General features: G+C 72.2%; 22 protein-coding genes and 1 pseudogene. 8 read left to right on the top strand and 15 right to left on the bottom strand.

The features are described 5' to 3' along the window. The first annotated feature begins 76 nt into the window (after positions 1-76). Positions 77-643: a snapalysin family zinc-dependent metalloprotease gene (locus AB0B02_RS19820; protein ID WP_281936213.1), complete on the top strand. Its 567-nt coding sequence runs from the start codon at positions 77-79 to the stop codon at positions 641-643. Between the two features lie 27 nt (positions 644-670). Here AB0B02_RS19820 and AB0B02_RS19825 read toward each other — a convergent pair whose 3' ends face one another. From AB0B02_RS19825 to AB0B02_RS19845, 5 genes are all read right to left on the bottom strand, one after another. Further along, positions 671-1,597 carry a hypothetical protein gene (locus AB0B02_RS19825; RefSeq protein WP_357302194.1) on the bottom strand — a complete coding sequence of 309 codons (927 nt, stop codon included), beginning with the start codon at positions 1,595-1,597 and terminating at the stop codon, positions 671-673. A 134-nt stretch (positions 1,598-1,731) separates the two neighbouring features. After that, positions 1,732-3,084, bottom strand: coding sequence for a hypothetical protein (locus AB0B02_RS19830; protein WP_357302197.1), 1,353 nt, complete (start codon positions 3,082-3,084; stop codon positions 1,732-1,734). Then, positions 3,081-3,389 carry a DUF6403 family protein gene (locus tag AB0B02_RS19835; protein WP_281936219.1) on the bottom strand — a complete coding sequence of 103 codons (309 nt, stop codon included), beginning with the start codon at positions 3,387-3,389 and terminating at the stop codon, positions 3,081-3,083. Before AB0B02_RS19835 ends, AB0B02_RS19830 begins: the two co-directional genes overlap by 4 nt. Before the next feature lie 56 nt (positions 3,390-3,445). Continuing rightward, positions 3,446-3,661, bottom strand: coding sequence for a hypothetical protein (locus AB0B02_RS19840; protein WP_281936221.1), 216 nt, complete (start codon positions 3,659-3,661; stop codon positions 3,446-3,448). 104 nt (positions 3,662-3,765) lie between these two features. Continuing rightward, on the bottom strand, positions 3,766-5,046 hold the full coding sequence (locus AB0B02_RS19845; RefSeq protein WP_357302201.1) for an AAA family ATPase: 1,281 nt from the start codon (positions 5,044-5,046) through the stop codon (positions 3,766-3,768). A gap of 166 nt (positions 5,047-5,212) precedes the next feature. On the opposite strand from AB0B02_RS19845, the gene AB0B02_RS19850 reads away from it, so the two are divergent. Both AB0B02_RS19850 and AB0B02_RS19855 read left to right on the top strand, forming a co-directional pair. Continuing rightward, complete coding sequence (locus AB0B02_RS19850; RefSeq protein ID WP_357302205.1) at positions 5,213-7,435, top strand: choice-of-anchor J domain-containing protein; 2,223 nt, start codon at positions 5,213-5,215, stop codon at positions 7,433-7,435. Between the two features lie 99 nt (positions 7,436-7,534). Continuing rightward, positions 7,535-8,080 carry a flavoprotein gene (locus AB0B02_RS19855; RefSeq protein ID WP_357302208.1) on the top strand — a complete coding sequence of 182 codons (546 nt, stop codon included), beginning with the start codon at positions 7,535-7,537 and terminating at the stop codon, positions 8,078-8,080. A gap of 210 nt (positions 8,081-8,290) precedes the next feature. Here the strand turns inward: AB0B02_RS19855 and AB0B02_RS19860 are convergent. The 6 genes and pseudogenes from AB0B02_RS19860 to AB0B02_RS19885 form a co-directional block, all read right to left on the bottom strand. Continuing rightward, a pseudogene (locus AB0B02_RS19860) lies at positions 8,291-8,641 on the bottom strand (DUF6082 family protein); the annotation flags it as partial. Between the two features lie 12 nt (positions 8,642-8,653). Then, a complete protein-coding gene (locus AB0B02_RS19865) occupies positions 8,654-8,824 on the bottom strand; it encodes a hypothetical protein (RefSeq protein WP_357302211.1) in 171 nt (56 codons plus the stop codon). 34 nt (positions 8,825-8,858) lie between these two features. Continuing rightward, on the bottom strand, positions 8,859-9,473 hold the full coding sequence (locus AB0B02_RS19870; protein ID WP_357302214.1) for a DUF6879 family protein: 615 nt from the start codon (positions 9,471-9,473) through the stop codon (positions 8,859-8,861). Further along, positions 9,466-9,735: a hypothetical protein gene (locus tag AB0B02_RS19875; RefSeq protein ID WP_281943850.1), complete on the bottom strand. Its 270-nt coding sequence runs from the start codon at positions 9,733-9,735 to the stop codon at positions 9,466-9,468. Before AB0B02_RS19875 ends, AB0B02_RS19870 begins: the two co-directional genes overlap by 8 nt. A 96-nt stretch (positions 9,736-9,831) precedes the next feature. Next, positions 9,832-10,212: a hypothetical protein gene (locus AB0B02_RS19880; RefSeq protein WP_357302219.1), complete on the bottom strand. Its 381-nt coding sequence runs from the start codon at positions 10,210-10,212 to the stop codon at positions 9,832-9,834. Between the two features lie 44 nt (positions 10,213-10,256). After that, the gene (locus AB0B02_RS19885) at positions 10,257-11,174 is read right to left on the bottom strand and encodes an S-4TM family putative pore-forming effector (protein WP_357302221.1); all 918 of its coding nucleotides are present in this window, start codon (positions 11,172-11,174) and stop codon (positions 10,257-10,259) included. Between the two features lie 253 nt (positions 11,175-11,427). Between AB0B02_RS19885 and AB0B02_RS19890 the strand changes: the two genes are divergently transcribed. Continuing rightward, entirely contained in the window at positions 11,428-13,815 is a 2,388-nt protein-coding gene (locus AB0B02_RS19890; RefSeq protein ID WP_357302224.1) for a hypothetical protein, read from the top strand. On the opposite strand, the gene AB0B02_RS19895 is transcribed toward AB0B02_RS19890, so the two are convergent. After that, the gene (locus AB0B02_RS19895; protein WP_357302227.1) at positions 13,799-14,182 is read right to left on the bottom strand and encodes a peptidase inhibitor family I36 protein; all 384 of its coding nucleotides are present in this window, start codon (positions 14,180-14,182) and stop codon (positions 13,799-13,801) included. The genes AB0B02_RS19890 and AB0B02_RS19895 overlap by 17 nt on opposite strands. 341 nt (positions 14,183-14,523) lie before the next feature. Continuing rightward, a complete protein-coding gene (locus AB0B02_RS19900) occupies positions 14,524-15,519 on the bottom strand; it encodes an FAD-binding oxidoreductase (RefSeq protein ID WP_357302231.1) in 996 nt (331 codons plus the stop codon). 414 nt (positions 15,520-15,933) lie between these two features. Between AB0B02_RS19900 and AB0B02_RS19905 the strand changes: the two genes are divergently transcribed. Next, positions 15,934-17,190 carry a helix-turn-helix transcriptional regulator gene (locus AB0B02_RS19905; protein ID WP_357302234.1) on the top strand — a complete coding sequence of 419 codons (1,257 nt, stop codon included), beginning with the start codon at positions 15,934-15,936 and terminating at the stop codon, positions 17,188-17,190. 89 nt (positions 17,191-17,279) lie between these two features. After that, the gene (locus tag AB0B02_RS19910; protein ID WP_357302239.1) at positions 17,280-20,351 is read left to right on the top strand and encodes a DUF3427 domain-containing protein; all 3,072 of its coding nucleotides are present in this window, start codon (positions 17,280-17,282) and stop codon (positions 20,349-20,351) included. A gap of 130 nt (positions 20,352-20,481) precedes the next feature. Here the strand turns inward: AB0B02_RS19910 and AB0B02_RS19915 are convergent, their stop codons facing one another. After that, positions 20,482-20,994, bottom strand: a complete 513-nt coding sequence (locus tag AB0B02_RS19915) for an anthrone oxygenase family protein (protein ID WP_357302242.1) — start codon at positions 20,992-20,994, stop codon at positions 20,482-20,484. 170 nt (positions 20,995-21,164) lie between these two features. Between AB0B02_RS19915 and AB0B02_RS19920 the strand changes: the two genes are divergently transcribed. Beyond that, positions 21,165-22,304 carry a sensor histidine kinase gene (locus AB0B02_RS19920; RefSeq protein ID WP_357302245.1) on the top strand — a complete coding sequence of 380 codons (1,140 nt, stop codon included), beginning with the start codon at positions 21,165-21,167 and terminating at the stop codon, positions 22,302-22,304. Next, positions 22,301-22,963 (top strand): response regulator transcription factor, encoded by a 663-nt coding sequence (locus tag AB0B02_RS19925; RefSeq protein ID WP_357302250.1) that lies wholly within the window; start codon positions 22,301-22,303, stop codon positions 22,961-22,963. The genes AB0B02_RS19920 and AB0B02_RS19925 overlap by 4 nt, the downstream gene beginning before the upstream one ends. Before the next feature lie 9 nt (positions 22,964-22,972). On the opposite strand, the gene AB0B02_RS19930 is transcribed toward AB0B02_RS19925, so the two are convergent. Then, positions 22,973-25,129: an MMPL family transporter gene (locus AB0B02_RS19930; protein WP_357302253.1), complete on the bottom strand. Its 2,157-nt coding sequence runs from the start codon at positions 25,127-25,129 to the stop codon at positions 22,973-22,975. Positions 25,130-25,234: the final 105 nt, after the last annotated feature.

A 25,234-nucleotide genomic window follows, 5' to 3' on the forward strand; every position in this document is an offset into this window, starting at 1 on the left:
AGACCTTGATATCGATCGATCCGTATCGATAGGCTGTCGGCGTCCGCACACCCCCCATCCCCCAGGAGTGTGAACCATGCGTACGCCGAAGCTGTCCCGGATCCTCGCCACCCTCGCGGCCGTGACGCTGACGGCGCTGGGCGCGGTCGCCGTCAACCCGGCACCGGCCTCCGCCGCGATCCGCAACGTCTGCTACAACACCAGCCAGGCCGGCCCGTTCGCCAGCACGGCGGTGCAGGCGGCGTCGATCTGGAACAACTACACCAACAACATCAACATGGCCCAGTGCGGGTCGAACCTGATGATCTACTACACCTACGGCGGCGGGTCGTACGCCCAGCGCACCAGCCTCGGCAACGGTCGCGTGGTCATCGACTACAACCAGGCCCAGCAGTACTCGCCGCTGCGCATCATGACGCACGAGATCGGCCACATCCTCGGCCTGCCGGACAACTACAACGGCAACTGCGCCATCCTGATGTCCGGCGGCAGCGCCGGCACCAGCTGCACCAACCCGTACCCCAGCTCCACCGAGGCCGCCCGGGTCGACTCGCTGTTCGGCTTCGCCGCCCGCAGCGCCACGCCCGCCCAGATCTTCAGCGACAGCTGGCCGGCCGCCACGGTGGTCGCCGCCGGGCGCTGACGACGCTCCGGGGACGGGGCCGGCGGGTCACCGCCGGCCCCGTCCGCGCGTCCGCGCCGACTCCGGTGCGGCGACCGCCGCGTCGTCCGCCAGCTCCGCCGCCCGCCGGCTCAACTCGTCCACCCGCTCCCGCAGCCGGCCCACCCCCGGGTCCCCGGCGTCCGATCCGGACACCTCGTCGAGCAGCCCGACGTAGTCGCCGGCCAGCCGCCGGTACGCCGACCCGCCCGGCCCGCCGGCCCGGTCCAGGTCGATGATCTGCTGGGCGAGCACGGCGGTCGCCGCGCCCAACGCGGCCCGCTCGTCGGCGCGCGCGTCCCGCCCGGCCCGCCGCGCGTCGGCCAACCGGCCGGCCCGCCGGCCACCGAACCAGAGCACCGCCGCGCCGGCCACCACGCCGCCGAGCGCGCCGCCGGCCAGCAGGTAGCGGGGCAACGACGGGCTGATGGTCCGAGCGCCGTCCGGCACCAGGCCGGTGCGGACCAGCCGGTCGTAGTTGAGCACGATCACCTTCAGCGCCTCGACCGGCCGGTCCACGAACGCGTCCGCGCCCTGGCCGATCACGGTCTCCACCACCACGGACCGGCCGACGTCGCGCGGACTGTCGCCGCCGAGGCGGGAACAGCCGTACGTGTCCCAGTCGTCGCCGTCCCGGCTCATCGCCAGCACCAGCGTGCCCTGGGTGGCCCGTTCGGTGTCGTCGCACGCCTCGGACAGGTCGGTGCCGGGCCGCATCATCAGCACCACCAGCCGGCGGTTGCCGATGACCCGTTCGGCGGCGGCCCGGTCCAGCTCCACGCCGGGCGCCGCGTAGACCGACGAGGCGCGTACCTGCCGGGCGGCCGGCCCGTCGAACAGGCCGCCGGTCCACAGCGCCCAGCCGGCCAGCACCAGGCAGGCCAGCACCGCCCGGCCGAACGCGGTCCCGACCAGCCGGCCCAGCAGCCGGCGCACGGTGCCCACCGGCCGGCGCGCGGTCCCGGCCTGCCGACGCGGGGTCCCAGACTGCCGACGCGCGGTCCCGGCCCGCCCGCGCCCTGTGCCGGCCCGCCGACGCTCGGTGCCCGCCCGCCGACGCTCGGTCCCGGTCACGACAGCCTCCCGCGCAGGTAGACGTCCGGCCGGTAGCCGGGCATCCGCACGTCCCGGGCCACGCCGTCCAGCTCGGCCGCCGCGTCCGCCAGCAGGCCGCGTACGTGCCGGTCGGGCAGCCCGTCGTCGAGCGCGTACCGGGCGGCGCGCAGCCGGCCGACGCCCCGCACCAGCGCCGGGTCGCTGCGCGCGTCGGTGAGCAGGGACAGCTCCACGGCCAGCGCGGAGAGCCCGGCCAGCCGCGCCGGCGTGCCGCCCGGCCCGACGTCGTCCGGCCGGCCCCGACCGGCGCCGCGCACGGTCCGGATCGACAGCACCACGAAGCCGGCCACACAGCCGGCGAAGAGCCACGGCAGCGCCGGCAGCGCCACCCGCAGCGGGTCGAACGGCCGGTACGGCAGCGGCCTGTCGAACAGCCCCGCGTACCGCACGTCGGTGACCCGGGCCAGGTACGCGCCGAGCACGTTGAGCTGCGGATAGGCGTAGCGGCTGAGCCGGCCGCCGTACTGGGCGTAGAAGCTGGCGCCGGCCACCTCGGCGAAGTCCGCCGCGCCCGGACCGTGGTACTCGATCCAGCCGCCGTACATCACCACCACCGGCCGGTCCGGGGCGAGCCGATGCAGCGCCGGCCCGTACGCCGGCAGCGGCGCCCCGTACGGCTGGGCCGGCAGCACCACGAACCAGGCCCCGTCCGGGAACGCGTCCTCGGCGGTCCGCTCCGGCAGCCGGGGCAGCGTGGCGCCGGCCCCGACGTACCGGCCGGTGGCCCGCAGCGCGGCGGTCACCGGGGCCAACTCGGCGGCGGTCGGCTCCCGCCAGCGCAGGTCGTCGCGGTCCGGCGGGGACGGCTGCTTGCGCAGCCCGGCGAGCAGCGCGAGCACCTGCCCGGTGACGTCGCCGGTGGCGAACTGCGCCCGCCAGCCCGGCAGGTCGTCCGCCGTGGCCACGTAGAGACCGCCGCTGACCTCGGTGCCGACGATCCGGATCGCGGCGTTCTCGACGTCCTTGACCCGCCGCCGCTCCGCCTCGTCCAGCCCCGGCGGGGCGACCAGGATGCGGGTGTCGTCACCGCCGATGGCGGCCCGGACGCGAGCGGTGTCCCAGCGCGCGGTCGCGCCGGGCAGGCGTACCACCGGATCGGCCGCGACCAGCGCGGTCATCTCCTCGACCGAGGGGACCGTCGCGTCGCTCAGCTCGCCCGCGGACCCCTCCCCCGGCAGCGAGGCGGACGACGGCGAACGCCCGTAGCTGACGTCGACGCTCTGCCGCTGCGCCACCAGGAACACCGCCAGCACCGCCGCCGCCACGGCCAGCAGGGACCAGCGCAGCAGCTCCCGGCGTACCCTCATCGGCCGGCCCGCCACAGCTCGTCGGCGCGACGCGCGTGCGCGGTCGCCTCCCGGGCCGCGTCCGCGCCGCCGTCGCGCGCGGCGGCGAGCAGCTCGGCGCGGGCCAGCAACCGGTCCGCCTCGGGCACCGGCGTGGTGGCCGCGTCCCGGCTGACGGCGGCGTCGTGGATCGCCGCCCGCGCCGACGACCAGGCGACCCGCCGGCCCCGGTCACGCTCGCGGCGCCGGGGCAGCACCGTGGCGAGGAACCCGGCGGCCACCGCCACCAGGGCCCCGCCCAGCCAGGGCAGCACGCTCAAGGTCATGCGCCCTGTCTAACGCACCACCGCCAGCCGCGCGCGTCGAGGTGCGACCCGCCGGCCTACGACGACGAGTAGCCCTCCTGGAAGCCCTCCATGAACGCCCCGGCGAACCCGGATACCACGCACCCGGCACAGCAGAGGATCACCAGCAGCGCCGGCACCGCGACCCAGAGGACCGTCGTCCAGTTGATCCCGTCCTCCTCCGGCTGCGGCGGGTACTGCGGCGGGTAGTACGGCTGGTACGGATCCGGCTGATAAGGGTCGTGAGGATGCACCCGGCCATCCTGCCCACCACCCGCGGTTGTCGGAAGATCCGAACGGACCGCCCGGCCGGCCCGCCCGTCGCTTCCGACCCGTGCGCGTACCCAGGTGCGCGTACTCAGGCCCGGTGCGCGTCGAGGTGGGTGAGGACGGTCTGGTTGGCCTCCCACCCGTCCGGGAACTTCACCGGCACGTCCAGGTGCACCCGCTCGGTCGACGGGTACGCGTCGAGCAGCTCGCCGATGCCGGCCCGGGCCACCACCACGCAGGCGTGCCGGTGCCGGGACGCCAGCACACACAGCCGCCCCGACTCCAGGTGGAACGCGGTCGCGTCGCGTCGGCCGGAGAGCGGGTGCAGCACGATCGTCACGTCGTACTCCCGGCCCTGGAGCCGGTTGGCGGTGTCCACCGTGACGCCCGCGCCGGCCGTGCCCAGCCGGGACCGGATGGCCGCGACCTGGTCGCGGTGCGCGGCCCCGACGGCGATCCGGTCCGCGGTCACCGGCGCGCCGCCGGGCGCTGCCTCGCTGACCGCGACCGCGCCGCGTGCCAGCACCCGCAGCGCCAGCTCCGCGCAGGCCGTGGCGGCCTCGGCGTCGGTACGCACGGTGTGTCGCGCCGGCAGCTCGTGCAACGCCCAGCCGGTCGCGGCGGCCAGCTCGACCGAGGCGTCGTAGCCGTCGCCCGGACCGGCCCCGGTGAACGTCAGCGCCCGGTCGGCCGGGCCGGTGCCGGCCCGGAACCCGGTGAACGGGTAGAACGCGGCGGACACCACGGGCGCGGCGGAGGCCGGCAGCCGCCACGACACCGGCAGCCGGTGCACCGGCAGGTCCGGGTTGTGCCGCAGCAGCGTGGCCACCGCCGACTGCATCGGGTCCCAGGTCAGGCCGGTCCAGCGGGCGGTCTCGACGGCGGAGAACGGGTCGAGCTGCCCGGGGTCGCCGACGAACAGCGCCCGCTCGAACCGACCGGCCACGCGCAGCAGCGCGTCCGCCCGCATCTGGTACGCCTCGTCCACGATCGCCCACGGCCAGGAGCCCTCGGGCACGGTGGCCCACTTGGCCGCCGTACCGATGGTGACGGCCGGACCGCCGAGGTCGGCGACCTTCGCCGCGACCCGGACCGTCCCGTGGCCGGTGACCCGCTCGCTGGGCCGGTAGTCGGTCGCGGAGAGTCGGCCGATCCGCAGCTCGGGCGCCCGCCGGGCGAGCCGGTCGATGAGGTCGTCGACCTGCTCGTTGGTCTGCGCCACGATCATCAGCGGGTCCCCGGTGACGGCCAGCTCGGCGGCGGCGCGGACGACGAGCGTGCTCTTGCCCGCGCCGGGCGGCGAGTCGACGACGACGCCGCGGTGCGCGCCCTCGCGCACGTCACGCAGCACACTCTCCACAACCTGCAAGGCGGGGCCCCTTCTTCACGCATCCGGTAGAGGCGGGGCCCCTTCTTAACACGTTCGACTGGTTGCCAAAGGCAACAGTGTGGCGTACGAACGACGTGAATGTCTCTCCGGCGCACGCGACGGTGACCCCGTCGGCCGGATTCCGCACACCCGACAAGGGGGGCCAATGGCACGCAGCCGGATCGCCGGTACCGCAGCCATCGCACTCGTCCTACCGTTCCTCGGCGTCCTGCCCGCGACGGCCGCATCCGCCGCGCCCGCCCAGGCCGCGCCCGCCAAGGCCACGCCGGCCACCGACGACACCCGCGAGCTGACCCGCAAGGACTTCACGCTCGACGGCAAGCCGGTCAAGACCCCGGCCCGCTACCAGAAGCGCGCCCAGGCCCGCTCGAAGGCCGCCGCGGCGCCGACCCCGCCGGTCGGCACCGTTCGGCAGTGGCTCGGCATGGACGACTTCCAGGGCAGCTACTACCGCAAGGACTACACGCTGCGCGGCGTCGGCGACAACGTCGAGGTGTGGGTCGCCAACGACATCGCGTTCCCGGCCGACGACTGCCGCAACCAGATCCCCACGTCGACGCAGATCACCGACGCGCAGGTGCAGAGCTTCGTGCACGAGTTCGACACGAACATGTACCCGAAGGAGACGGTGGCGTTCAGCCGGCCACCGGACCGCGACGGCAGCAACGCCCAGATCCCGCCGGACGCCCAGGGCAACGGCGGCGACTACACCGGCGGCGGCAACAAGACGGTCACCCTGATCGACAACGTCCGGGACGACAACTTCTACGACTTCCCGGCCGCGCCGACCTACATCGCCGGCTTCTTCTCGGCGCAGCTCAACGAGCTGTTCGACCGGAACGTGATGACCGTCGACGCGTTCGACTGGCTGCACCGCACCGGCGCGAACCCGCCGGACGAGCCGACCGGCGACCTGTGCACCAGCCGCCCGGCCCGCCCGTTCAGCTACGAGGGCACGTTCGCGCACGAGTGGCAGCACCTGGCGCACTACTACAGCGACCCGTTCGAGACCACCTGGATGAACGAGGGCCTGTCCGACTTCGCGCAGACGCTCACCGGGTACGTGGACACGAAGGCCACCGTCTTCGACCGTGGCGCGGACAGCCACCTCTACTGCCAGCAGGGCTTCGGCACGGTGCAGACGCCGTACAACGCGAACCCGCGCGACTGCGGCGGCCCGGAGAACTCGCTGAACCTGTGGGGCGAGAGCCCGAACCCGAACGCGGTGCTCGCCGACTACGGCAACGCGTACGCGTTCATCCAGTTCCTGTACGACCGCTACGGCAACGACATCGTGCACCGGCTGCACAACGACGCCGACCTGCAGGGGCTGGCCAGCCTGGACGCCGCGCTCAAGGCCGAGGGCGCGAAGAACATGTACCAGGTGATCCACGACTACCAGACCATGACGCTGGTCGACAAGATCGTCGGGGAGTCGCGCACGGGCATCATGCTCGGCGTACCGAAGAGCCGGGTGACCACGAAGAGCCTGCGCTCCACCGTCAACCTGGCCAACCCGGCCGCGTACGCCACGCCCGGCGCGGCGCCCAACGGCGCCGACTACGTCCCGCTGGCGAAGGCCGACGGCACCGTGCTGCGCGGCCGTGACCTGCGGTCGCTGTCGTTCCAGGGCGCGAAGACGCTGCCGTCGCTGCCGCTGGCCTGGACCGTCGTGACGAACGACCCGGACCGCGCCGGCAACCCGGTGCTGTTCTCCGGCAACGCCGACAACACCGACGCCGCCGCGGTCACCCCGGTCACCGTGCCGACCGCCGACCCGACGCTGCGCTTCCTCGCCAAGTACGGCGCGGAGGTCGGCTTCGACTACGGCTACGTGGTGGTCTCCACCGACGGCGGCGCCACCTACACCGCGGTCGCCGGCGACAAGACCACCGACGGTCCGCTCGGCCCGGCGCTCAACGGCACCACCGACGGTTTCGAGCCGCACAGCTTCGACCTGTCCGCGTACGCCGGCAAGAACATCCTGCTCGGCTTCCGCTACGTCAGCGACGGCGGCGTCAACGAGGGTGGCCTGCTCGTCGACGACGTCACGCTCGGCGGCGCCCCGGTCAGCGACGGCAGCAGCCTCGCCGCGTTCGACTCGCCCACCGAGATCAAGCCGATCGCGGTGCACAACTGGAACGTGCGGCTCGTCGGTCTGGACGAGAAGCACTCGCTGGCCTGGCAGTTCGAGTTCAACGGCAAGTCGAGCCTGACGCTCAACCGGGCCCAGCTCGCGCTGCTCGCGCTCTTCCCGAAGGTGGTCGCCGTGGTCGCCTACGACGAGCCCACCGAGCAGGTCCAGCAGTACGCCCCGTACACGCTGAAGGTCAACGGCGTGGTGCAGAAAGGCGGGGCCCCCTCTTAACGCCTCCCGTATAGGAGGGGCCCCCTCCTAACACCTCGCCCGCCCGAGCACCCACCGAGGGTGCTCGGGCGGGAGCGTTTCCGGGTAAGACTTGCGGGCATGAGTGAAGCGCCGGTGCTCCACCTCGTCGTCTGCGCCGCTCCCCCGGCCCAGCGGATCGGCGAACTCGCCGACCTGCTCGCCGCCGACGGGTGGCGGGTCTGCCTCATCGCCACCCCGATCGCGGGAAGCTGGCTCGACCGCGACGCGCTCGCCGCGCAGACCGGTCATCCGGTACGCGTGCAGTGGCGCCGGCCGGGCGACCCCGAACCGCACCCGCCGGCCGACGCCGCCGCGGTCGTGCCGGCCACCTTCAACACGCTGAACAAGTGGGCGGCCGGCGCGAGCGACACGCTGGCGCTGGGCATCCTCAACGAACTGCTCGGCACCGGGCTGCCGATCCACGTCTTCCCCCGGGTGAACGCCGCGCTGGCCGCGCACCCCGCCTATGCGCCGAATCTGCGGCTGTTGCGGGAGGCGGGGGTGGTGGTGCACGACGGGGACGTGCTGCGCTCACCGGACGAGATGACGCCGAGCCGGTGGGCGGTGGTGGTCGACGCGCTGCGAGGAGCCCGCCCCGCTACGAGGAGCCCCGACGAGCGGTGAGCCGCCGAACCAGGTAGTGGCCGGCGAGAGCCACCCCACCGCCGAGGACGACAGCGCTCACGAGGGAGGCGGAGGGACGGCTCGACGCCGGGCTGCTCGACTCCGGCCGGGCACGTACCGCGTCGGCTGCCGGGCCCGCCGCGACGGCCGCCTGGTAGCGCCGGTCCATGACCAGCGTGAAGCGGCGGGCCCGACGTGACGTCTCAGCCTTCATGCGTGGGCCCTCGCCTCCACCCAGAAACGTCGCCCGGCGGTGCCCTTGAAGAACTGGTCGGCAAGCACTTCAAGGTGCGGCTCGCTGAGCGTGTCCACCTCCCACATGAGCTGCCAATGGGTCACGATCAGATTGCTGTAGACGTGCTTGCGGAACCAGCCCAGGTCCGTCGACTCCTCGATCGGGCCCCAGCACTCCAGCAGCCCGGGGTCGTCGATGGCCATCTTGAGCAGGTCGGTGTGCAACGCGCGGAGCGCCTGTTCCCGAGCTGCCTTGGCCTCCCGCGCCTGCACGATCAGAGAGACGACCACGCCGATCAACGCAAGGGCGGCGAGAATGGCGGAGGCAGCCCCGTACGCCTATCCGACGTTGCCCAGCAGGGGCCAGTCGTAGCCGGGACGGTCACCGATCCAGAGCAGGCCGATCGGCGTGAGCAGCACCGCGACGAGAATGACCAGCACGGCGAGTAGCAGCGCGGTTGGCGTCGCCGACCGGCGGGCCAGGCTGGTCACCACGCGCAGTCGGGGCACGCCTGCCTCCAGGGTCGCTGGTGCGGGCAGGCTACTACAGGTGGGCGGTGGAGGGCGTCCGGCCGTCGACCTCCCGACGGAAGAAGGGCTCGAACGGCTCGGCCTGGTCGAGCATCGCCAGGATCTGGGACCGGCAGCCCTCGACGACCCCGGACTCGACGATCTTGTCCGCGCCGACCGGAAGCCCCGTCTCGTCGTACCGGACGTCGTAGACGGCCCGGCTGCCGGCCACCATCAGCTCGGGGACCCGGCCGTGCTCCTGCTCCAACTCCGTAACGGCACCCGCGTCGAGCACGCGGATCTGCTCCCCCGCCTCGGCGCGGAAGCGGAGGAAGTTGAACTCCCAGAACAGGTACGGCGTAAGAGGAAGCTCCACGATCCTCAGCCGGTGCAGACCGGAGCCCCGTTCGTCGAGGCGGGCGAAGAACTGGGCCAGGTCGGGATCGGGCTGGGCGGCGATCCGCAGCGCTTCGTCCCACCGACCGGCCGCGAACGCCTCCCAACTGGGGCTGCCCGGCTCACAAAACGTCTGGGCCCGTTCGGTCTTGAGGATCACCCCGTCCACGGTCTCCACCGTGGCGTAGAAGTCGGCCTCGTACTCAGGCAGGCTCAGTTGTCGGGCGGATGCCGCCCGCAGCAGGTCACGCATCCGGGATGTCCGGCTTGGCGGCCCGGATCATGCTGCGCGGAATGACGACCAGCCGCTCGTCGGGACCGACGCTGACACCCTCCGGCAGGCGTCCGTCGTACGCGGTGGTGAGGTCGCGGCCGATGACGGCCACGTCACCGTTGGAGAGCTCCCAGATGTCGGGGCAGGTGGTCGTGCCGCCGCTCTCGCCCAGTTCGGCGGCGGACCGTCCGAGGCGACGGGCGAACGTGGCAGCAGGTTCCGCTTCCCATCGACCAACCATCACCAACTCCTCAGAGTCACGAATCGAGCACTCAGAATAGCCAGCGTGAAATCGGTGGCGCTTTCGAGTTTCGCGAACTGAAGTGAATCTCCACCATCAGCGGGAGCGGGGCACCTGACGGTTGAAGCGGGGACGCAGCGCCAACACCAGCGCTTCCTTCGTACCCTCGGGGTTGTCGGTCTCCTGCCAGCGGACCTCGCACCGCCCCAGCCACCCGGCGATGTCGTCGCGGGTCGCGGCGCGGCCCGGCGTATCGAGGAGTTGGCCGACCTGCTCGTGCAGCACCGACGAGTCGCGGTTGCCGGTGAGGTGCTGCCGCAGCCGGGCGCGCAGGTTGCCGGTGCGGCCGACGTAGGCGACCACGCCGCCGTCGAGCACCAGGTGCACGCCGGGCGCGGCGGGCGCGGCGGCGACGACATCCTTGGTGTACGCCCGGGCCGGCGTGAACCCGGCCAGCGGGTCTTCGGTGTGCGGCACCCGAGGGACGGTACCGGCGTCGGGCGCTCCGCGCGGCCCCGTGCTCACCCGTCCAGTCGCGCCGCGGGTGCGGGCGCGTGCAGCACCTGGCCGAGGCCGACCATGGTGGACTGGAAGTCGACCCGGTCCGCGGCGTGGAACCGCCGGAAGAACCAGTTCGGCACGCGGGGCTGGGTGCAGCGACTGTGGAAGAGCAGGTCCTGCACCTGACGGGCCACGGTGAGCAGGTCGCCGGCTGACGGGTCGCGGACGGCCGAGGTGATGTGACCGTGCACGATGGCCATGGCCCGGTCGCGTTCGACCGCGACCTCGCGCTGCCCCCGGTAGATCTCGACGCCGAGCAGCAGCGCGCCGAGGGACGGCACGAACCAGGCGAGCAGCAGGTGCGCCACGGTCAGGCCGGCGAGCACCCCGTAGCCGACGCCGACCGCCGTCCAGGTCGCCACCGCGACGAGCACGGTGTACGCGTAGCGGCGGCGCAGCCGGGCGCCCCAGCCGAGGCTCTGCTGCTGGCAGGCGAGGACGTCGTACGGGGCGGGCAGTTCCGGGATCTCGTAGTAGTCGCGTAGGTAGCGCTCGGTGCCCCGGAACGCGCGGTCGAGTCGGCTGATCTCGTGCGCGGCGATCCGGTCGCCTGCCGCCACCGCGTTCCAGGGCAGGCGGAACAGGTCGACGTCGAACATCTCCTGGATGGTGGCGGCCCGCCGGAGCTGTCCGCGTGACCAGGAGGCGAGCCCGAGCGCGTTGACCACGGCCCAGAGCGCGCCGAGCGCGGTGACGGCGGTGGCCGACACGCCGGTGAAGGCGACTGTCGCGCCGGCGCCGGCGATGACGACGGAGACCGTGGTGCGCAGCGCGTCGAGGCGTTGGGCGCGGGCGTGGCAGACCGACATGGCCCGCAGCAGCGACATCATGGCCGGGTCGACCTGACGCCTGAGCAGGGAATCAGTCCGGTCCGTCACGTCAACCTCCCGGTCCGCCGACCCGATCGTACATCCAGCCTGCTAGATGTGACATGTGGTGACCCGACGCGCCTTCTCGGTAATCGTTGAACTACCGATAAGTAGGCTTTCATCCTGAGGCGCGAGTTAGTGACCACTTCGCGAGAATTCATGTAAGTTGAGCCGGCACTCACCAGTGCGCCTCCCCTCGGCGGGCCCACCCGGACGACCGAACCCCCGACATCCCTCCACGCCAGAAGGTTCAACGACGACCATGAAAGACGGTTCCGACGCCACACCGAAGTGGCTCGAGCGGGACGAACCCGTACGACAAGCGCTGCACAGCTGGCCCGCCGGCGCCGGCGGGGGCACCGTCGAGGTGCTGCCGCAGGACCGCCCGATGCGCGGCTACACCAACGCCTACCTGTTCATCGTCAAGCAGGAGCGCCCCGCTGGCCCCGGGCGCACCGACGACCGCAAGTTGCTGGTCAAGGTGCATGTACCGGGCGGGACGGGCCGGCCGGAACCGAGCCGGCACGCCCAGGCGAGAGCGGACGCCCCCGGTTTCGCGAAGCGGCACATGGTCGAGGAGCACTACGGCTGGCATCCGGTCGGCGACGGCCGTCATCTCTCCTTTCAGGACGTTGCCAATGGCGGCGACCGGGTGGTCACCATCGACGAGATCACGGACGACGGCGATCTCGTCCGCGTCTTCCGGAAGGTGCTCGCCGGCCTCCTGACGGGCTGGAACCGCCCGCCGAAGCTTGGCCGGCCCTCCACCGCCGCCAGCACCGCGCGGGAGTACCTCCACCGTGAGGTGACGACGACGGCGTCGCTGTCGGCGATCCGCTCCGCTCTCCACGAACTCGGGCTACGCGATGCGGAACAGGACTGGGTGCGGATCGACGGCGCGACGCTGCCGAACCCGCTGCGGCTGGCCGAGGGTGGGGGCCCCTTCGGCGACACCCGCATCCACTATGTCCGCGGGTTCGCCCACGGCGACCTGCACGGGGGCAACCTGCTGATCCCGGTTACCACCGAGGGAGTTCTCGACCCGGGCAGGTTCACCGTCATCGACTTCGAGTCCTACGAGAGCGGGGCGCCGGTGACCCGCGACCCGGTCGCCCTGCTGGTGTCCATCGCCCTCCGCTGGGTCGCGCCCCCGCCCGGGCCGGACGAGACGTCACCCCGAGGGCTGCCGACCGACCAGGCCGACGCCCTGCGGGACCACCTGATCCGACCGGACCAGGACGCCCCGACCCGACTGCTCCCGGCGCTGGCCCAGCTCGTGCGTCTCACCCACGACGCCGGGATGGAGTACACCAAGCCGGGGAACTGGCGGTCGGAGTGGCGCAGGCAGTACCGGCTGTCGCTCATCGCCCGGGCGCTCACCGCCACCACCTTCGACAGCCTCGGCCGGGAGGGCCGCTGGTGGTGCCTACGGTTGGCCGCGCACGCGGCGGAGGCGTACCGCCGGGAATACCACAGCGGACTGACTCCCCCGACCGCTGCCGCCGCCCAGGACGCGCCGCTGCCCACGCCGATCGACCCGTCCTGGCGCACCAACACGCCCACCTATGACATGCCCCCGGCCCGGTGGCACGGTCCGGGCACACCGGGACGGCACCGAATCGAGACAGGTCACCCCCGCAACGCCGCTCCCACAGGCATCGACCCCGACCAGGCCGAACGGCCGGCACACCGGAACATCGGGCGGCCCCTCGCCGACGACCTGACCAACGGCGTACGGCACCCACGCGCCCGGCGCTCGGCCGGCGGGGTCGGAAGGCGCCGCCTCACCGTGGCCGTCCTCGCCGCGCTCGGCGGCAGTCTCGTGGTGCAACTCGCCCCCGGGAGCACCTCGGACCGGGACGTCCGGCCGCCGGTGACGGTGCCGCCGTCCAGCCGCGAGACGCAGCCCAGCCGCGGCGGCCCCCGCGACCCGGTGCCGTCGGAGCCGGTGGACCCGGGCACCAAGCTCGACCAGATCGCCGACCGGACGGCGGGGCTGTCGGAGACGCCGAGCCGGGGCCGGTACGCGTTCACCTGCCTGCGGGTGTGGTCGCCGGAGGATCTCGCGCTCGGCTCGGACGACCTGATGCGCTACCAGGAGGAGTGGCTCTGGTGGACCGGCGAGCGGTCCGGCCGGCGTACCGTCCTCGCGGTCGACGACGGTCGGCGGTCGCGGCCGCGGGTTTCCCGCTATGACCGGGGTGAGCTGACCGACGTGCCGCCGGACCCGGCGGAGGATCTGACGGAGTTGCGCGGGCAGGTCGAGGCGCTGCTGCGGAAGAAACCGCCAGCGTTGCGCAACGCAGCCGGCACGCTGGAGCTGGTCGCCTGGATTTACCAGTTCCGGCCGCTCACCGCCCCGCAGCGCGCGACGCTACTGAGGTTGCTGGCCGGGACGGACGGCATCGTCCACCGAGGCCGTTTCGCCGACCGCGCCGACCGTTACGGGTACGCGATCAGTGCGACGAATGCCGCGGGCCAGCAGGAGACGCTCCTGTTCGACGAGGACACCGGCCGACTGCTCGGCCACATCAAGACCAGCGCGGACGACCACCTGCTCGCCTACTACCTGTTCCTGACCAGCGCCCGCACCGACTCCATCGGTGATCCGCCGTGCGTCGACCTGACGACGGTCAACAGCGACGGCTGACATAGTTGGCCCAGTCCCGCCAGGGCGCGGCGTCGGTGCGGACCGGGTTACTGAGGCCGACGCTGAACAACGCGGTGTCGTTGTAGTAGAACGTCGCCGATCCGCTGGACATGTTGTAGTGCGCGGACCCGATCCGGAACTGCCACTGCCAGGTGGCGAGGTTCTGCCGACCACAGTCGGAGAGCTTCCCCCGGGGATAGCCGAAGTTGGGCCGGTCGTAGAAACAGAACCAGCCCCGGGGGCAGTCGGCCAGCGCATAGGTGCCGGCGGGCGCGCGCAGTGTGACCAGCACCGCGCCGTCGCCATAGCTGATCTCGTTGGCGGTCACCGGCACCCCACCCGGGTGCGCCGCCAGGTAGTCGGTCATCTCCCGCTTCGCCGCCGCCATCCCCGGCGCAGGCCCGCCGGAAATGATCAGGAAAACGCCGAGGACGGCAGCCGAAACCATTCGGTACGCACGCGAAAACGCCATTCCCCACCCCCGCTGGACATTGATAATCCCCTCTGTCCAACCAGAATAGAAAGGCATCTTCCCTGATCACCAGGGGTGGTGGCGGACACACCCTGTCGTCATGCCGATATTTTCGCCGCCGCGCAATCGATGACCGGATGCCGTGGAATTTCCAGCGCCGATTCTTTCCGACTGCCAATTGCGGAGTGCACATTCGGCACGTCGATTCTCGATGTTCACGATGCGGCGGCCGGCCGTCATCGCGGCCCGAGCGTGGGCAGGTGCAGACGGTCGGCGGGCACGCCGGCGATGGGCAGCCAGCGGCGGGCGGCAGCGAGCATGGCGGGCGGCCCGCACGCGTACACGTGCTGGCCGGGCCGGTGGTGGTGGATCGCCAGGCCGATCGCGGTGCCCTGCTCGGCCGGCTCGGCGTCCGGGTCGTCGGAGAACGCCGGCACGATCCTCAGCCAGTCGTGGGCCTGTTGCAGCTTGTCCAACGCGATCGCGTCGTACACGTCGGTGAAGGTGCGCGCGCCGACGATCAGCGTCACCCGCCGACGAGTCGATGCGCCGGCAACCTGTTCGACCAGGGCCCGCAGCGGCGCCAGCCCGGTGCCGCCGGCCACCAACAGCAGATCGTCGTCCCCACCGGCCAACTCCAGCCCGGAATCGGCGGGCGCGCCGAGGTGGAGCAGCTCGCCGGGGCGTACCTCATGGACCAGGCTGCCGGAGACGGACCCACCGGGCACGGCGCGGACATGGAACTCGACGGTGCCGTCCACACGCGGCGCGTTGGCCGGCGACAGCCACCGCCACCGTCCAGGGTGGCGGGGCGTACACACCGGCACCGCCTGGCCGGGCCGGTGCGGCAGCCGCCGCCACGGGCGTACCGTCAGCGCCGCGACGCCCTCGGCGGCGCGGTCGTGGTCGACCACCTCGGCCGGCCACCAGGCCGGGCCGTCACCCACCCGGGCCGCGGTCCGCTCGACCAGCCGCCACACCCGCCGCCACCGTACACCGGGCACGGCCAGCAACGCGCCGCCGAGCGCCGCCGCGTGCCAGGGCCGCCAACCGAGATCGCGGTACGCGCAGCCGAGCACCCGCAGCGACGCCAGGCGCGCCGACCGGTCTTCGCCGCCGTTCAGCAGGCGCAGCAGGGTGGCGTGCAGCAGCGCGGCGTCCCGCTCGGGTAGCTGACCCGGGCAGCGGTCCTGCATCGCTGCCCAGAACCGACCCGCCGTCTCGTCGATCACGACAGCCACCCCGCGCCGGCCGCGTGCGCCGTCGCGTGTCCCGGGTGGCACGGGTACGGGACGGACGTGGGGTGACTTGCCGGCGCTGGGGCGCGCACGGTCGACGGGTCGGGGGCGGCGACCGGGGTCAGGGTGGGGAAGTCGACGGGTACGGCGGGCATCGGTGGGCGCCTCCGGAATCGGGGTGTCGGGTAGCGGCGCCGGGGCGGGCGGGAGCGGCGGTAACGCCACGATCGGGAGCGCGGCACCGCCGGAGCCAGCACCCGCCCCGGGCCGTGTCACCAGCTTCGAGCGAGAAGAGACGCGGAACTACAGCGCCGAAGGAGCCCGTATGGCGCAGAAATGAGGCATACGCCGCCCCGCCAGTTCGACGCGCTGTGACTACATTGACGACAGAGCGGAGGGAGGCCGAGCATGGCGTTGAAGCGGCACCGGTTCTGCCAGCGCCGGAAGGCCCTGGGATACAGCCAGGAGCGCTTGGCCGACATCCTGGGCGTGGAGCGGTCCACGGTGGTGAGGTGGGAGAACGCCGAGACTGATCCGCACCCCTGGCACAGAACCCGGATCGCCTTCGCGTTGGGCGTTACGCTCGAACAAGTCGACGACATGCTCGCCGACGTGTCGGTGGCCAAGCGCCGAGGGCAGGCTATGGGAGACGGGACTCAGGACCACGACGCCAGCAGCGCGAGTGCTGCCCGGCCAGAGCTTTTGAGTGGCGTGCGGAGCTTCCTGACCGACTACCTCATGCCGCCGGCCCAGCCAGCCCAGTCCCTCGCCCAGCTTCGACGGTCCGTCCGGCGAGTCCACGATCTCTACCAACGGGCGAGTTACTCGTCTGCTGCCCGCCTGCTGCCCGACGTGTTGCGCCAGGCAACCGAACTGACCAACCACCCCTCGGGGTCCCAAACCAGGGATGCGTTCCGCCTGCTCGCCGCCGGCTACCTCGCGGCAGCCAAGCTCGCGGCCAAGGTCGGCGACGGAGAAACCGCGCTGCTCAGTGCCGACCGAGCAGCGACCGCCGCGAGAATCAGCGACGACCAGGCCCTCGTGGCGATCGCGGCGTACCAGGCCGCATGCGGCCTCCTGCGGATGCCCGGCCGAGCGGGTGAAGCCGAGGAGATCACGCGCAGCAGCATCGACCACCTCGCCGCCGGCAACCCGACGGCCGATCCCGACCTGCTGTCAGCACAGGGGGCCCTGCTCCTTCTCGCCGCCGTCATGTCGGCCGGGCAGGACGACACGAAGGAATCTGCCCAGTACCTGTCGCGGGCCGAGCGGCTGGCAGCCGACCTCGGCGCGGAACGGAACCGGCTCTGGACGGCCTTCGGCCCGACGAACGTGGCCATCCATTCCGTCTCCGCCGCCGTCCGGTCCCGGAAGGCCGAGCACGCCTTAGAAGTCGGATCGCGCCTCGACACCTCACGGCTGCCGCCCGTCATCGTCGGGCGGCGGGCGCAGGTGCACATCGACCTGGCCGCAGCCGCGTACATATCGTCGGCGGACAGGTCCACTACGGTGCTGCACCTGCTCGAAGCCGAGCGGGTAGCCGCCGAGCAGGTACATGCGAACGTTCAAGCACGGGCGATCCTGCTCGACCTGATGACCAAGGAAAGGCGAGCAGCGACACCAGGGCTACGTCCGCTAGCACAACGAGCCGGGTTACTCGCTTAGCGGCTCTCATCCCCATCGCTTCGGCGACAAGTGTCATGGAGCCGACAGCTCTGCGAAGCACTTCGGGACGGTAGCTATCGTGCGAGCTAATGGATCTCGAAAGCGGCCTCTATGAGCACCTGATCACGCAAGAATTGGCTACGCGGCTTCGGAACATCGAAAGTCACCGCGTCCAACACGAGAAGCTCGAACCCGCTGACGCACACGACGTGCTGGCTCGGCACATCGCGGCTCTCACCCGGCGAGCACTGCTGGCGGTCGGCGGCGGCGACAACAAGCTGGCCCGACAGGTGGACCTGGCGAACCGCATCGCGGCACACATCGCTGAGGCCGAACCTCGTGCCGTCACCACCGACGACCAGGTGGCCGATACTCAGCGCCTCCTGCACGCCATCGCCGCCCCTCCCGTCCCACCGGCCGCGCCGGTCTTCCCGACGCGCCCCGCCACGCCGCTCTCCACCGGCGCGCTCCTGGTCAACGGTCGGCACCAGCCGCGGATCGGGCACGAGGTCAGCCACGAGATGGCGTCGGCGGACGCGGTCGACCTGCTCTGCGCGTTCATCAAGTGGCACGGCTTGCGCATCATCGAGCCGGCGATCAGGGAGCTGATCGACCGAGGCGGCCGGGTACGCGTCATCACGACCACGTACCTGGGCGCCACCGATCAGCGCGCCCTGGACCGGCTCGTGGAGTTGGGCGCCGAGGTCAAGGTCTCCTACGAGACGCGAACCACCCGCCTGCACGCCAAGGCGTGGCTGTTCCGGCGCACCAACGGCACCACCACCGCGTACGTCGGCTCGTCCAATCTGTCGAAGGCCGCGCTTGTCGACGGCGTGGAGTGGAACGTGCGCATCTCGAATCTGGAACAGCCGCACGTCATCGACACGTTCGAAGCCACGTTCGCCGACTACTGGAACGACTCGGCGTTCGAGGCGTACGACCCGGCGCAGGACGCCGAGCGGCTGCGCGTCGCGCTGCACGGGGAGCGCGCCGGCGAGGCACCGACCGAGATCGCGAACCTCGACGTGCGGCCGTTCCCGTACCAGCAGGAGGTCCTGAACGATCTCGACGCCGAGCGACTGGTGCACGGGCGCTGGCGGAACCTGGTGGTGATGGCGACCGGCACCGGCAAGACGGTGGTGGCGGCGTTGGACTACCGCCGGCTCCAGCGGGCGGGGCAAGTCGACTCGCTGCTCTTCGTCGCGCATCAGGAGCAGATCCTGCGGCAGAGCCGGTCCGTGTTCCGCCAGGTGATGGGCGACGGCACCTTCGGCGAAACCCTGGTGGGCGGCGACCGGCCGGACGGCTGGAAGCACGTGTTCGCGTCGATCCAGTCGCTGCACCGGCAGGAGATCGACCCCGAGGCGTACGACATGGTGATCGTCGACGAGTTCCACCACGCCGAAGCGCCGACGTACACGAGCCTGTTGGAGCGGCTTCGGCCGCGCGTACTCCTGGGATTGACCGCGACGCCCGACCGCAGCGACGGCGGGGATGTGCGCCGGTGGTTCGACGGTCGCGCTTCGGTGGAGTTGCACCTGTGGGAGGCGTTGGAGCGGCAGTTGCTCGCGCCGTTCCAGTATTTCGGGCTGCACGACGAGGTGGACCTGACGCGGGTGCGGTGGAAGCGCGGGCAGGGCTACGACAAGGGCGACTTGGATGGCGTCTACACCGGCAACCACGCTCGGGCGCGGCTCATCCTGCAGGCGGTCAACCGCATCGCCGACGTGGGGCGGATGCGGGCGCTCGGTTTCTGCGTCAGCATCGGGCACGCCGAGTTCATGGCCGACTGGTTCACCCGACACGGCGTGCCGTCAGCGGCCGTGACGTCGACGCTTGACCGCGTCGAGCGGCACGCGCTGATCGACCGCTTCCGGAAGCGGGAGCTGCGGGCGCTGTTCACGGTCGACCTGTTCAATGAGGGCGTCGACCTGCCGATGGTCGACACGATCCTCATGCTGCGGCCCACCGAGAGCGCCACGACCTTCTTGCAACAACTCGGTCGAGGACTGCGGCTGGACGACGACAAGCCGTGCCTGACCGTCCTCGACTTCATCGGCGGCCAACACGCCAACTTCCGCTTCGACCTGCGCTGGCGGGCATTGGCCGGCGTCAGCCGACGGGCCGTCGAATCCGCCGTCCGCGAGGACTTCCCGTCCCTTCCCAGCGGCTGCCACATCGAGTTGGACCGGGTGGCGAAGGACATCGTGCTCGCCAACCTGAAGTCGGCGCTCCCCACATCGAAGAACGCGTTGGTGGCGGAGCTGCGGCAGCTCGGCGACGTCAGCCTGTCTGACTTCCTGCACGAGACCGGCCTGGAGATCGAGGATGTCTACCGGTCGGCGAACCTCGGCGGTTGGGCCGGGCTGCGACGCCTGGCCGGGCTCGACGCATCGGGCGGCGACCCAGACGACCGCGACCTTGGTCGGGCCATCGGGCGGATGCTGCATGTCGACGACGTCGATCGGCTGGACCTGATTGGTCGAGTGGCGGCCGGCCAGCAGCCGCCGTCGGGGCGGCTGCTCGACATGCTGCATTTCAGCCTGTGGGGGCCGGCGGTGCCGCTGACCGAGCGCGACGCCCGGCTCAAGCGGCTCTGGGCGCAGCCGGCGCGCTGCGCGGAGCTACAGCAGGTGGCCGACGTGCTGCGCGATCGGATTCACCGCGTCACCGAGCGGCCGGCCTCGGAGCGGGTGCCGCTGCGGGTACACGCCCGCTACAGCCGAAACGAGGCGTGCGCGGCGTTCGGCATGGCGAACCCGGGATCGCTGCGCGAGGGCGTGAAGTGGTTGCCGGACGAACGGGCCGATCTCTTCTTCGTCACGCTGGTCAAGTCGGCGGAGCACTACTCCCCCACCACCCTGTATGCGGACCGGGCCATCACCGACCGGTTGTTCCAGTGGGAGTCGCAGAGCACCACATCGGCGGCGTCGGCAACCGGGCGGCGGTACGTCAACCACGTCGCGCAGGGTTCGACGGTGCACCTGTTCGTGCGGGAGACGCGGGTTGCCGACCGCGATCTGGGTGCGCCGCCGTACCTGTACGCCGGGCCGATGATCTACCAGAAGCACAGCGGGGAACGACCGATGCGGATTTTGTGGGAGCTGGAGTGTCCGCTACCCGCTGACATGTACGCCGCCGCCCGCGCCATCGCCGCGTGATATCACCTTCGACTCAGCTCTAAAGGCCCCAAAGAGGGAAGCCCCGCCTGGACAGCGGGTGACCCCTCAGCCGGGGCCACCACGGGTTCGTGGCGCGGGCACCAGCGGCCCAGCAGCGTACGACGGGCGCTCATCGCTCGACCACCGCCGGCGCGGTCGAGCGGACGAACCGCAGCAGCGCGACGAACGCCAACCCGGCCGTCACCGCCCCACCCGCGAACCGCACCCAGTGCCCCGCGACGAACTCCGAGGCCACCTGCCGCAGGTATTCCGGCGAGTGCGTCCCCGGCGGGTCCACGAACATGATCTCGTTGCGCGGCCAGAAGAACACCGCGGAGAACAGGAACTCGCAGGCGACAAAGACGACGGTGGCACCGGCGACCCACCAGCGCAGCCGGCGATCGCGCCAGGTGAGCAGCGTCGCGGCAAGACTGCTCAGCACGACGGAAGCGCCCAGCGGCGGGAAGTAGTCGTGCGGGCCGCCGTCGACCAGGAACGCGCGGGCGCGGTCGAGCGAGGCGGGCGGGTCGTTGAAGATGTTCGGGTAGAGCATGACGGTCTCGGCGGCCACCCCGCCGAACGACAGCATCGCCGCCCAGACCATCACGATCAGCGCGAGCCACGTCAGTTTGGTGCGGGACACGACGGTTCTCCTCATCTGAAGGGGACGCCATCGACGCTAGGGCGGCGACCGTCTGGCGTCGTCCGCGTAGCCGCGTGAGCGGTTGTCGCCTCTCGGCGTACACCTTGGGGGTGTCCCTGACGCCTGTGGGCGGCAGCGCCGGAAGGCCGCGCGGACCTAGGCTCGGGGCCGTGCCGGACTTCTCGCTGACCCGCGCCGACGCGTTGCTCGCGGCGGCCACGCTCGGCCTGGTCGTGGTGGCCGTGGCGACGGAGCCGACAGCGCCGGGCGTGGCGACGGTAGCCGGCGCGTTCGGGGTCGGGTTCGCCGCGCTGGTGTGGTGCGCGCGGCGGTGGCCGCTGCCGGCGCTGGTGGCCACGGCGGTCGGCATCCTCGGGTACTACGCGCTGGACCTGCCGCCGCTCGGGGTGGCCGCGCCGGCCGCCGCGGTGCTCTACCGGGTCGCGGAGCGGGGGCGGGTGCTGCCGGCCGCGCTGGTGGCCGGCGGACTGCTGGCGGTGTCGGTGACCGCCCGGCTGGTCGAGGGCGACGACGTCGCGGTGGTGGTGGGGGCGGCGTTGGGGTCGGAGGCGGCGCTGATGCTGGCGGTGATCGCGCTCGGGGACGCGGTGCGCAACCGGCGGTCGCTGCGGGCGGCGCTGGACCGGCAGGCCGCGACGGCGGCCGAGGACCGTCGCCGGGAGGCAGCGCGGCAGGTGGAGGCGGAGCGGCTGCGCATCGCCCGCGAGGTGCACGACACGTTGGGCCACACCATGTCGGTGGTCACGTTGCAGTCGGCGGTGGCGCGGGAGGCGCTTGCCGATTCTGCGCCGGCGCGGGCGGAGACCGCGCTGGCGGCGATCCACGCGGTGAGCGGTAGCGCCATGGCGGAGCTGCGGGCGACGCTTGGCACGCTGCGCCGCGAGCCGGGCCGGCACGAGCCGGCGCCCGGGTTCGCGCAGCTCCCGGCGCTCGTCGACGGCGTCCGCCGGGGTGGGTTGGCGGTGGAGCTGCGCGTCGACGGGCCGGTGGCGGCGCTGCCGGCGGTCGTGGGCAGCACGGTCTACCGGGTGGTGCAGGAGGCGTTGACGAACGTGGTGCGCCACGCCGGGGCCGGCCGGGTCACGGTCGCGGTGCGGGCGACGCCGGGCCGGTTGACGGTGGAGGTCGTCGACGACGGTCGCGGCGGGTCGCCGGGCCGCGCCGGCCAGGGGTTGCGGGGCATGGCGGAGCGGGTCGCGCTGCTCGGGGGCACGGTCGCGGCGGGCGCCGTCGTGGCCGGCGGCTTCCGGGTGTACGCGGACCTGCCGCTCGCGCGGGTCGCCGCGTGAACCCGGTGCGCGTGGTCGTGGTGGACGACCAGCATCTGGTGCGGACCGGGCTGCGGGCGCTGCTGGAACGCGCGCCGGACATCGTGGTGGTGGGCGAGGCCGGCGACGGCGTCGGCGCGGTCGCGGTGGTGCGGGAGCAGCGGCCCGACCTGGTGCTGATGGACGTGCGGATGCCGGGCGGGGACGGGTTGGCGGCGACCCGGCGGATCCTGACCGACCCGACGCTGGCCGGCGTGCAGGTGGTGGTGCTGACCACGTTCGACGACGACGAGTACCTGTTCGAGGCGATCCGCGCCGGGGCGGCCGGTTTCCTGCTCAAGGACACCCCGCCGGACGCGCTGCGGGACGCGGTGCGGGTGGTGGCCGGCGGGGACGCGTTGCTCTCCCCCGCCGTCACCCGTCGGGTGCTGGCGGCGGCGGCCCGCTCGCCGGTGGCCGACCCGGCGCGGCTGGCCGGGCTCACCGCCCGGGAGCGGGACGTGTTGGCGCAGGTGGGCACCGGGCGGTCGAACGCGGAGATCGGGGCGGCGTTGTTCCTCAGCCCGGACACCGCGCGCACCTACGTGAGCCGGCTGCTCCAGAAGTTGGCCGCCCGTGACCGCGCCCAGCTCGTGGTGATCGCGTACGAGAGTGGGCTGGTCCGCCCCGGCGAGGCATGACCCGGCCGGCTACCCGACGTCGACGGTGGCCGGCTCCGGTTCGGCCGGTCGGCCGCCGTCGCGCCGCTCGTCGCCGTGCCCCGGCCACCACGCCTGGTGCCCGATCAGCCCGGTCAGCGCCGGCACGAAGAACATCGACATGACGAACGCGGACAGCACGATCCCGATCGCCACCGCGAAGCCCATCTGCTGGAGGAACGAGATCGGCGCGAGCATCAGCACCCCGAACGTGCCGGCGAGGATCAGCCCGGCCGCGGCGATGGTCGGGCCGGCGTGTTCCACGCCGATGGCGGCGGCCCGGTGCGGTTCGTGGCCCTCGCGGGCCTCCTCGCGGAGCCGGGCGATCATGAGGATGTTGTAGTCGGTGCCGATCGCCACCACGAACAGATAGAGGATGATCGGGAGCTGGAACGTGACGCCGGGTTTGCCCTGGAGCCCTTGGAACAGGTAGACGGTCGCGCCCAGCGTGGCGGCGAAGTTGAGCAGCACGGCGATCACCAGGTAGACCGGCGCGACGAGGCTGCGCAGCAGCAGCCCGAGGATGAGCGCGATCAGGGCGGCGGCGACCGGCAGGATCACCGACAGGTCTCGGTTGTTGGCCGAGTTGATGTCGGCGAAGATCGCGGTCGGGCCGCCGACCAGCGCCTTCGTGCCCTGCGGGGCCTTGGCGTGCAACGCGTCCCGCAGGTCGTCGCGGACCAGGGCGATCGCCTCGTTGGAGACCGGGTTCTCGTCGAGCAGCACGTTGATGCGGGCGACGCTCGGGTCGGTGGTGCTGCGCTCGGCCGGCTGCACCCGGGCCACGCCGGGCGCGTCGGCCGACGCGGCGGCGAACGCGTTCACCTGCTGGTCGGTGAGCGGGGTGCCGTTGCCGGTGGTCAGGTAGACCTCGGTGGGCGCGAGCGCGCCGGCGGCGAAGCCGCGCTGAAGGTCCTTGGCGGCCCGTGCCGACTCGGTGTCCTGCGGGAAGCCGGCGCTGAAGTCGTAGTCGGCCTGGTAGCTGAGCACGCCGGCGGCGAGCGCGACGAGCAGCGCGCCGGACGCGGCGGCCACCACGGCGGGTCGGCGGCCGACGGCGGCGCCGAGCCGCCGGGACAGCGTCGCCTTCGGTTGGCGCTGCCACGCCTTCGACGGCCAGAACACCCAGCGGCCGAGCAGCGACACGATCGCCGGGATCAGCGTCAGCGAGGTGATCAGCATGACGCCGACGGCGATGGCGAGCGCCGGGCCGAGCGAGCCGAAGAAGCCGAGCGAGGCGAGCAGCAGCACCAGGAACGCGACGATGACCGCGCCGGCGGCGGACGTGATGACCTCGCCGACCCGCTGCACCGAGACGATCATCGCGGTGCGTTTGTCGTCGCCGGCGCGCAGCCGTTCGCGGTAGCGGAACAGCAGGAACAGGATGTAGTCGGTGCCGATGCCGAACAGCACGATCAGCAGGATGGTCTGGAGGTCCTGGCTGACGTTGAGGTCGAACGCCTTGCCGGCGGCGGCGACCAGCCCGGTGGTGACGGACATGACCACGCTGATCACCACGACCGGCAGCAGCGCGGCGATCGGGCTGCGGAAGATGATCAGAATCAGCCCGATGATCAGGACGATGGTGGCGACGCCGACGATCGCGAATGCCGAGTTGAACGTGTCCTCGTTGTCGACGAAGCTGGCCACGTCGCCGGCCACCCCGGCGGTCAGGCCACTGCCGGCCAGGTCCGGCCCGAGCGCGGCGCGCAGGTCGCGTACGGCGTCGAGCAGTTTCGGGTCGCCCGGGTTCTCGGCGTCGAGACCGACGGAGATGATCTGCACGGACCGGTCCGGCGCGACGGCCGGCGGGCCGGTCAGGTAGCCGGAGGTCTGCGGGATGTCCCGCCCCTTGAGCGCGGCGGCGAGTTGCCCGACGCGCGCCTCGTCGGCCGCGCTGAGCGGCGTGCCGTCGCCGCGTTTGACCACGATGGTGGCGGTGGCGGTGGCCGCCTGCGGGAACGCCCTGGCACCCAACTCGGTGGCCCGCACCGACTCGTAGGAGCGCGGCAGGAAGCTCTCCTGGTCGGCCGAGGTGATGTCGCTCAACGACGGGCTGGTGACCACCACGGCGATCGCGGCGAGGACCCAGCCGCCGATCACCCACCACGCCTTGCCGACGACGAACCTGCCCAGTCGCTCGAACATCGTTTCCCCCGTGGAGTTCGACTGTCTCGCCAGCATCCTACCGTCAGTGACCAATCCTTTTCGGACGGCACGCGCCCTTGCGTCGATGAACGGCGTGCGAGGATC

This window comes from Micromonospora sp. NPDC049240 (genome assembly GCF_040647835.1).
Classification (GTDB): domain Bacteria; phylum Actinomycetota; class Actinomycetes; order Mycobacteriales; family Micromonosporaceae; genus Micromonospora.

Coding starts and splice junctions, on each gene's coding strand:
- AB0B02_RS19850 (WP_357302205.1), top strand. CDS start 5,213: ATGGCACGCAGCCGGATCGCCGGTACCGCAGCCATCGCACTCGTCCTA.
- AB0B02_RS19890 (WP_357302224.1), top strand. CDS start 11,428: ATGAAAGACGGTTCCGACGCCACACCGAAGTGGCTCGAGCGGGACGAA.
- AB0B02_RS19820 (WP_281936213.1), top strand. CDS start 77: ATGCGTACGCCGAAGCTGTCCCGGATCCTCGCCACCCTCGCGGCCGTG.
- AB0B02_RS19930 (WP_357302253.1), bottom strand. CDS start 25,129: ATGTTCGAGCGACTGGGCAGGTTCGTCGTCGGCAAGGCGTGGTGGGTG.
- AB0B02_RS19905 (WP_357302234.1), top strand. CDS start 15,934: ATGGCGTTGAAGCGGCACCGGTTCTGCCAGCGCCGGAAGGCCCTGGGA.
- AB0B02_RS19875 (WP_281943850.1), bottom strand. CDS start 9,735: ATGGTTGGTCGATGGGAAGCGGAACCTGCTGCCACGTTCGCCCGTCGC.
- AB0B02_RS19855 (WP_357302208.1), top strand. CDS start 7,535: ATGAGTGAAGCGCCGGTGCTCCACCTCGTCGTCTGCGCCGCTCCCCCG.
- AB0B02_RS19830 (WP_357302197.1), bottom strand. CDS start 3,084: ATGAGGGTACGCCGGGAGCTGCTGCGCTGGTCCCTGCTGGCCGTGGCG.
- AB0B02_RS19835 (WP_281936219.1), bottom strand. CDS start 3,389: ATGACCTTGAGCGTGCTGCCCTGGCTGGGCGGGGCCCTGGTGGCGGTG.
- AB0B02_RS19870 (WP_357302214.1), bottom strand. CDS start 9,473: ATGCGTGACCTGCTGCGGGCGGCATCCGCCCGACAACTGAGCCTGCCT.
- AB0B02_RS19910 (WP_357302239.1), top strand. CDS start 17,280: ATGGATCTCGAAAGCGGCCTCTATGAGCACCTGATCACGCAAGAATTG.
- AB0B02_RS19895 (WP_357302227.1), bottom strand. CDS start 14,182: ATGACCGACTACCTGGCGGCGCACCCGGGTGGGGTGCCGGTGACCGCC.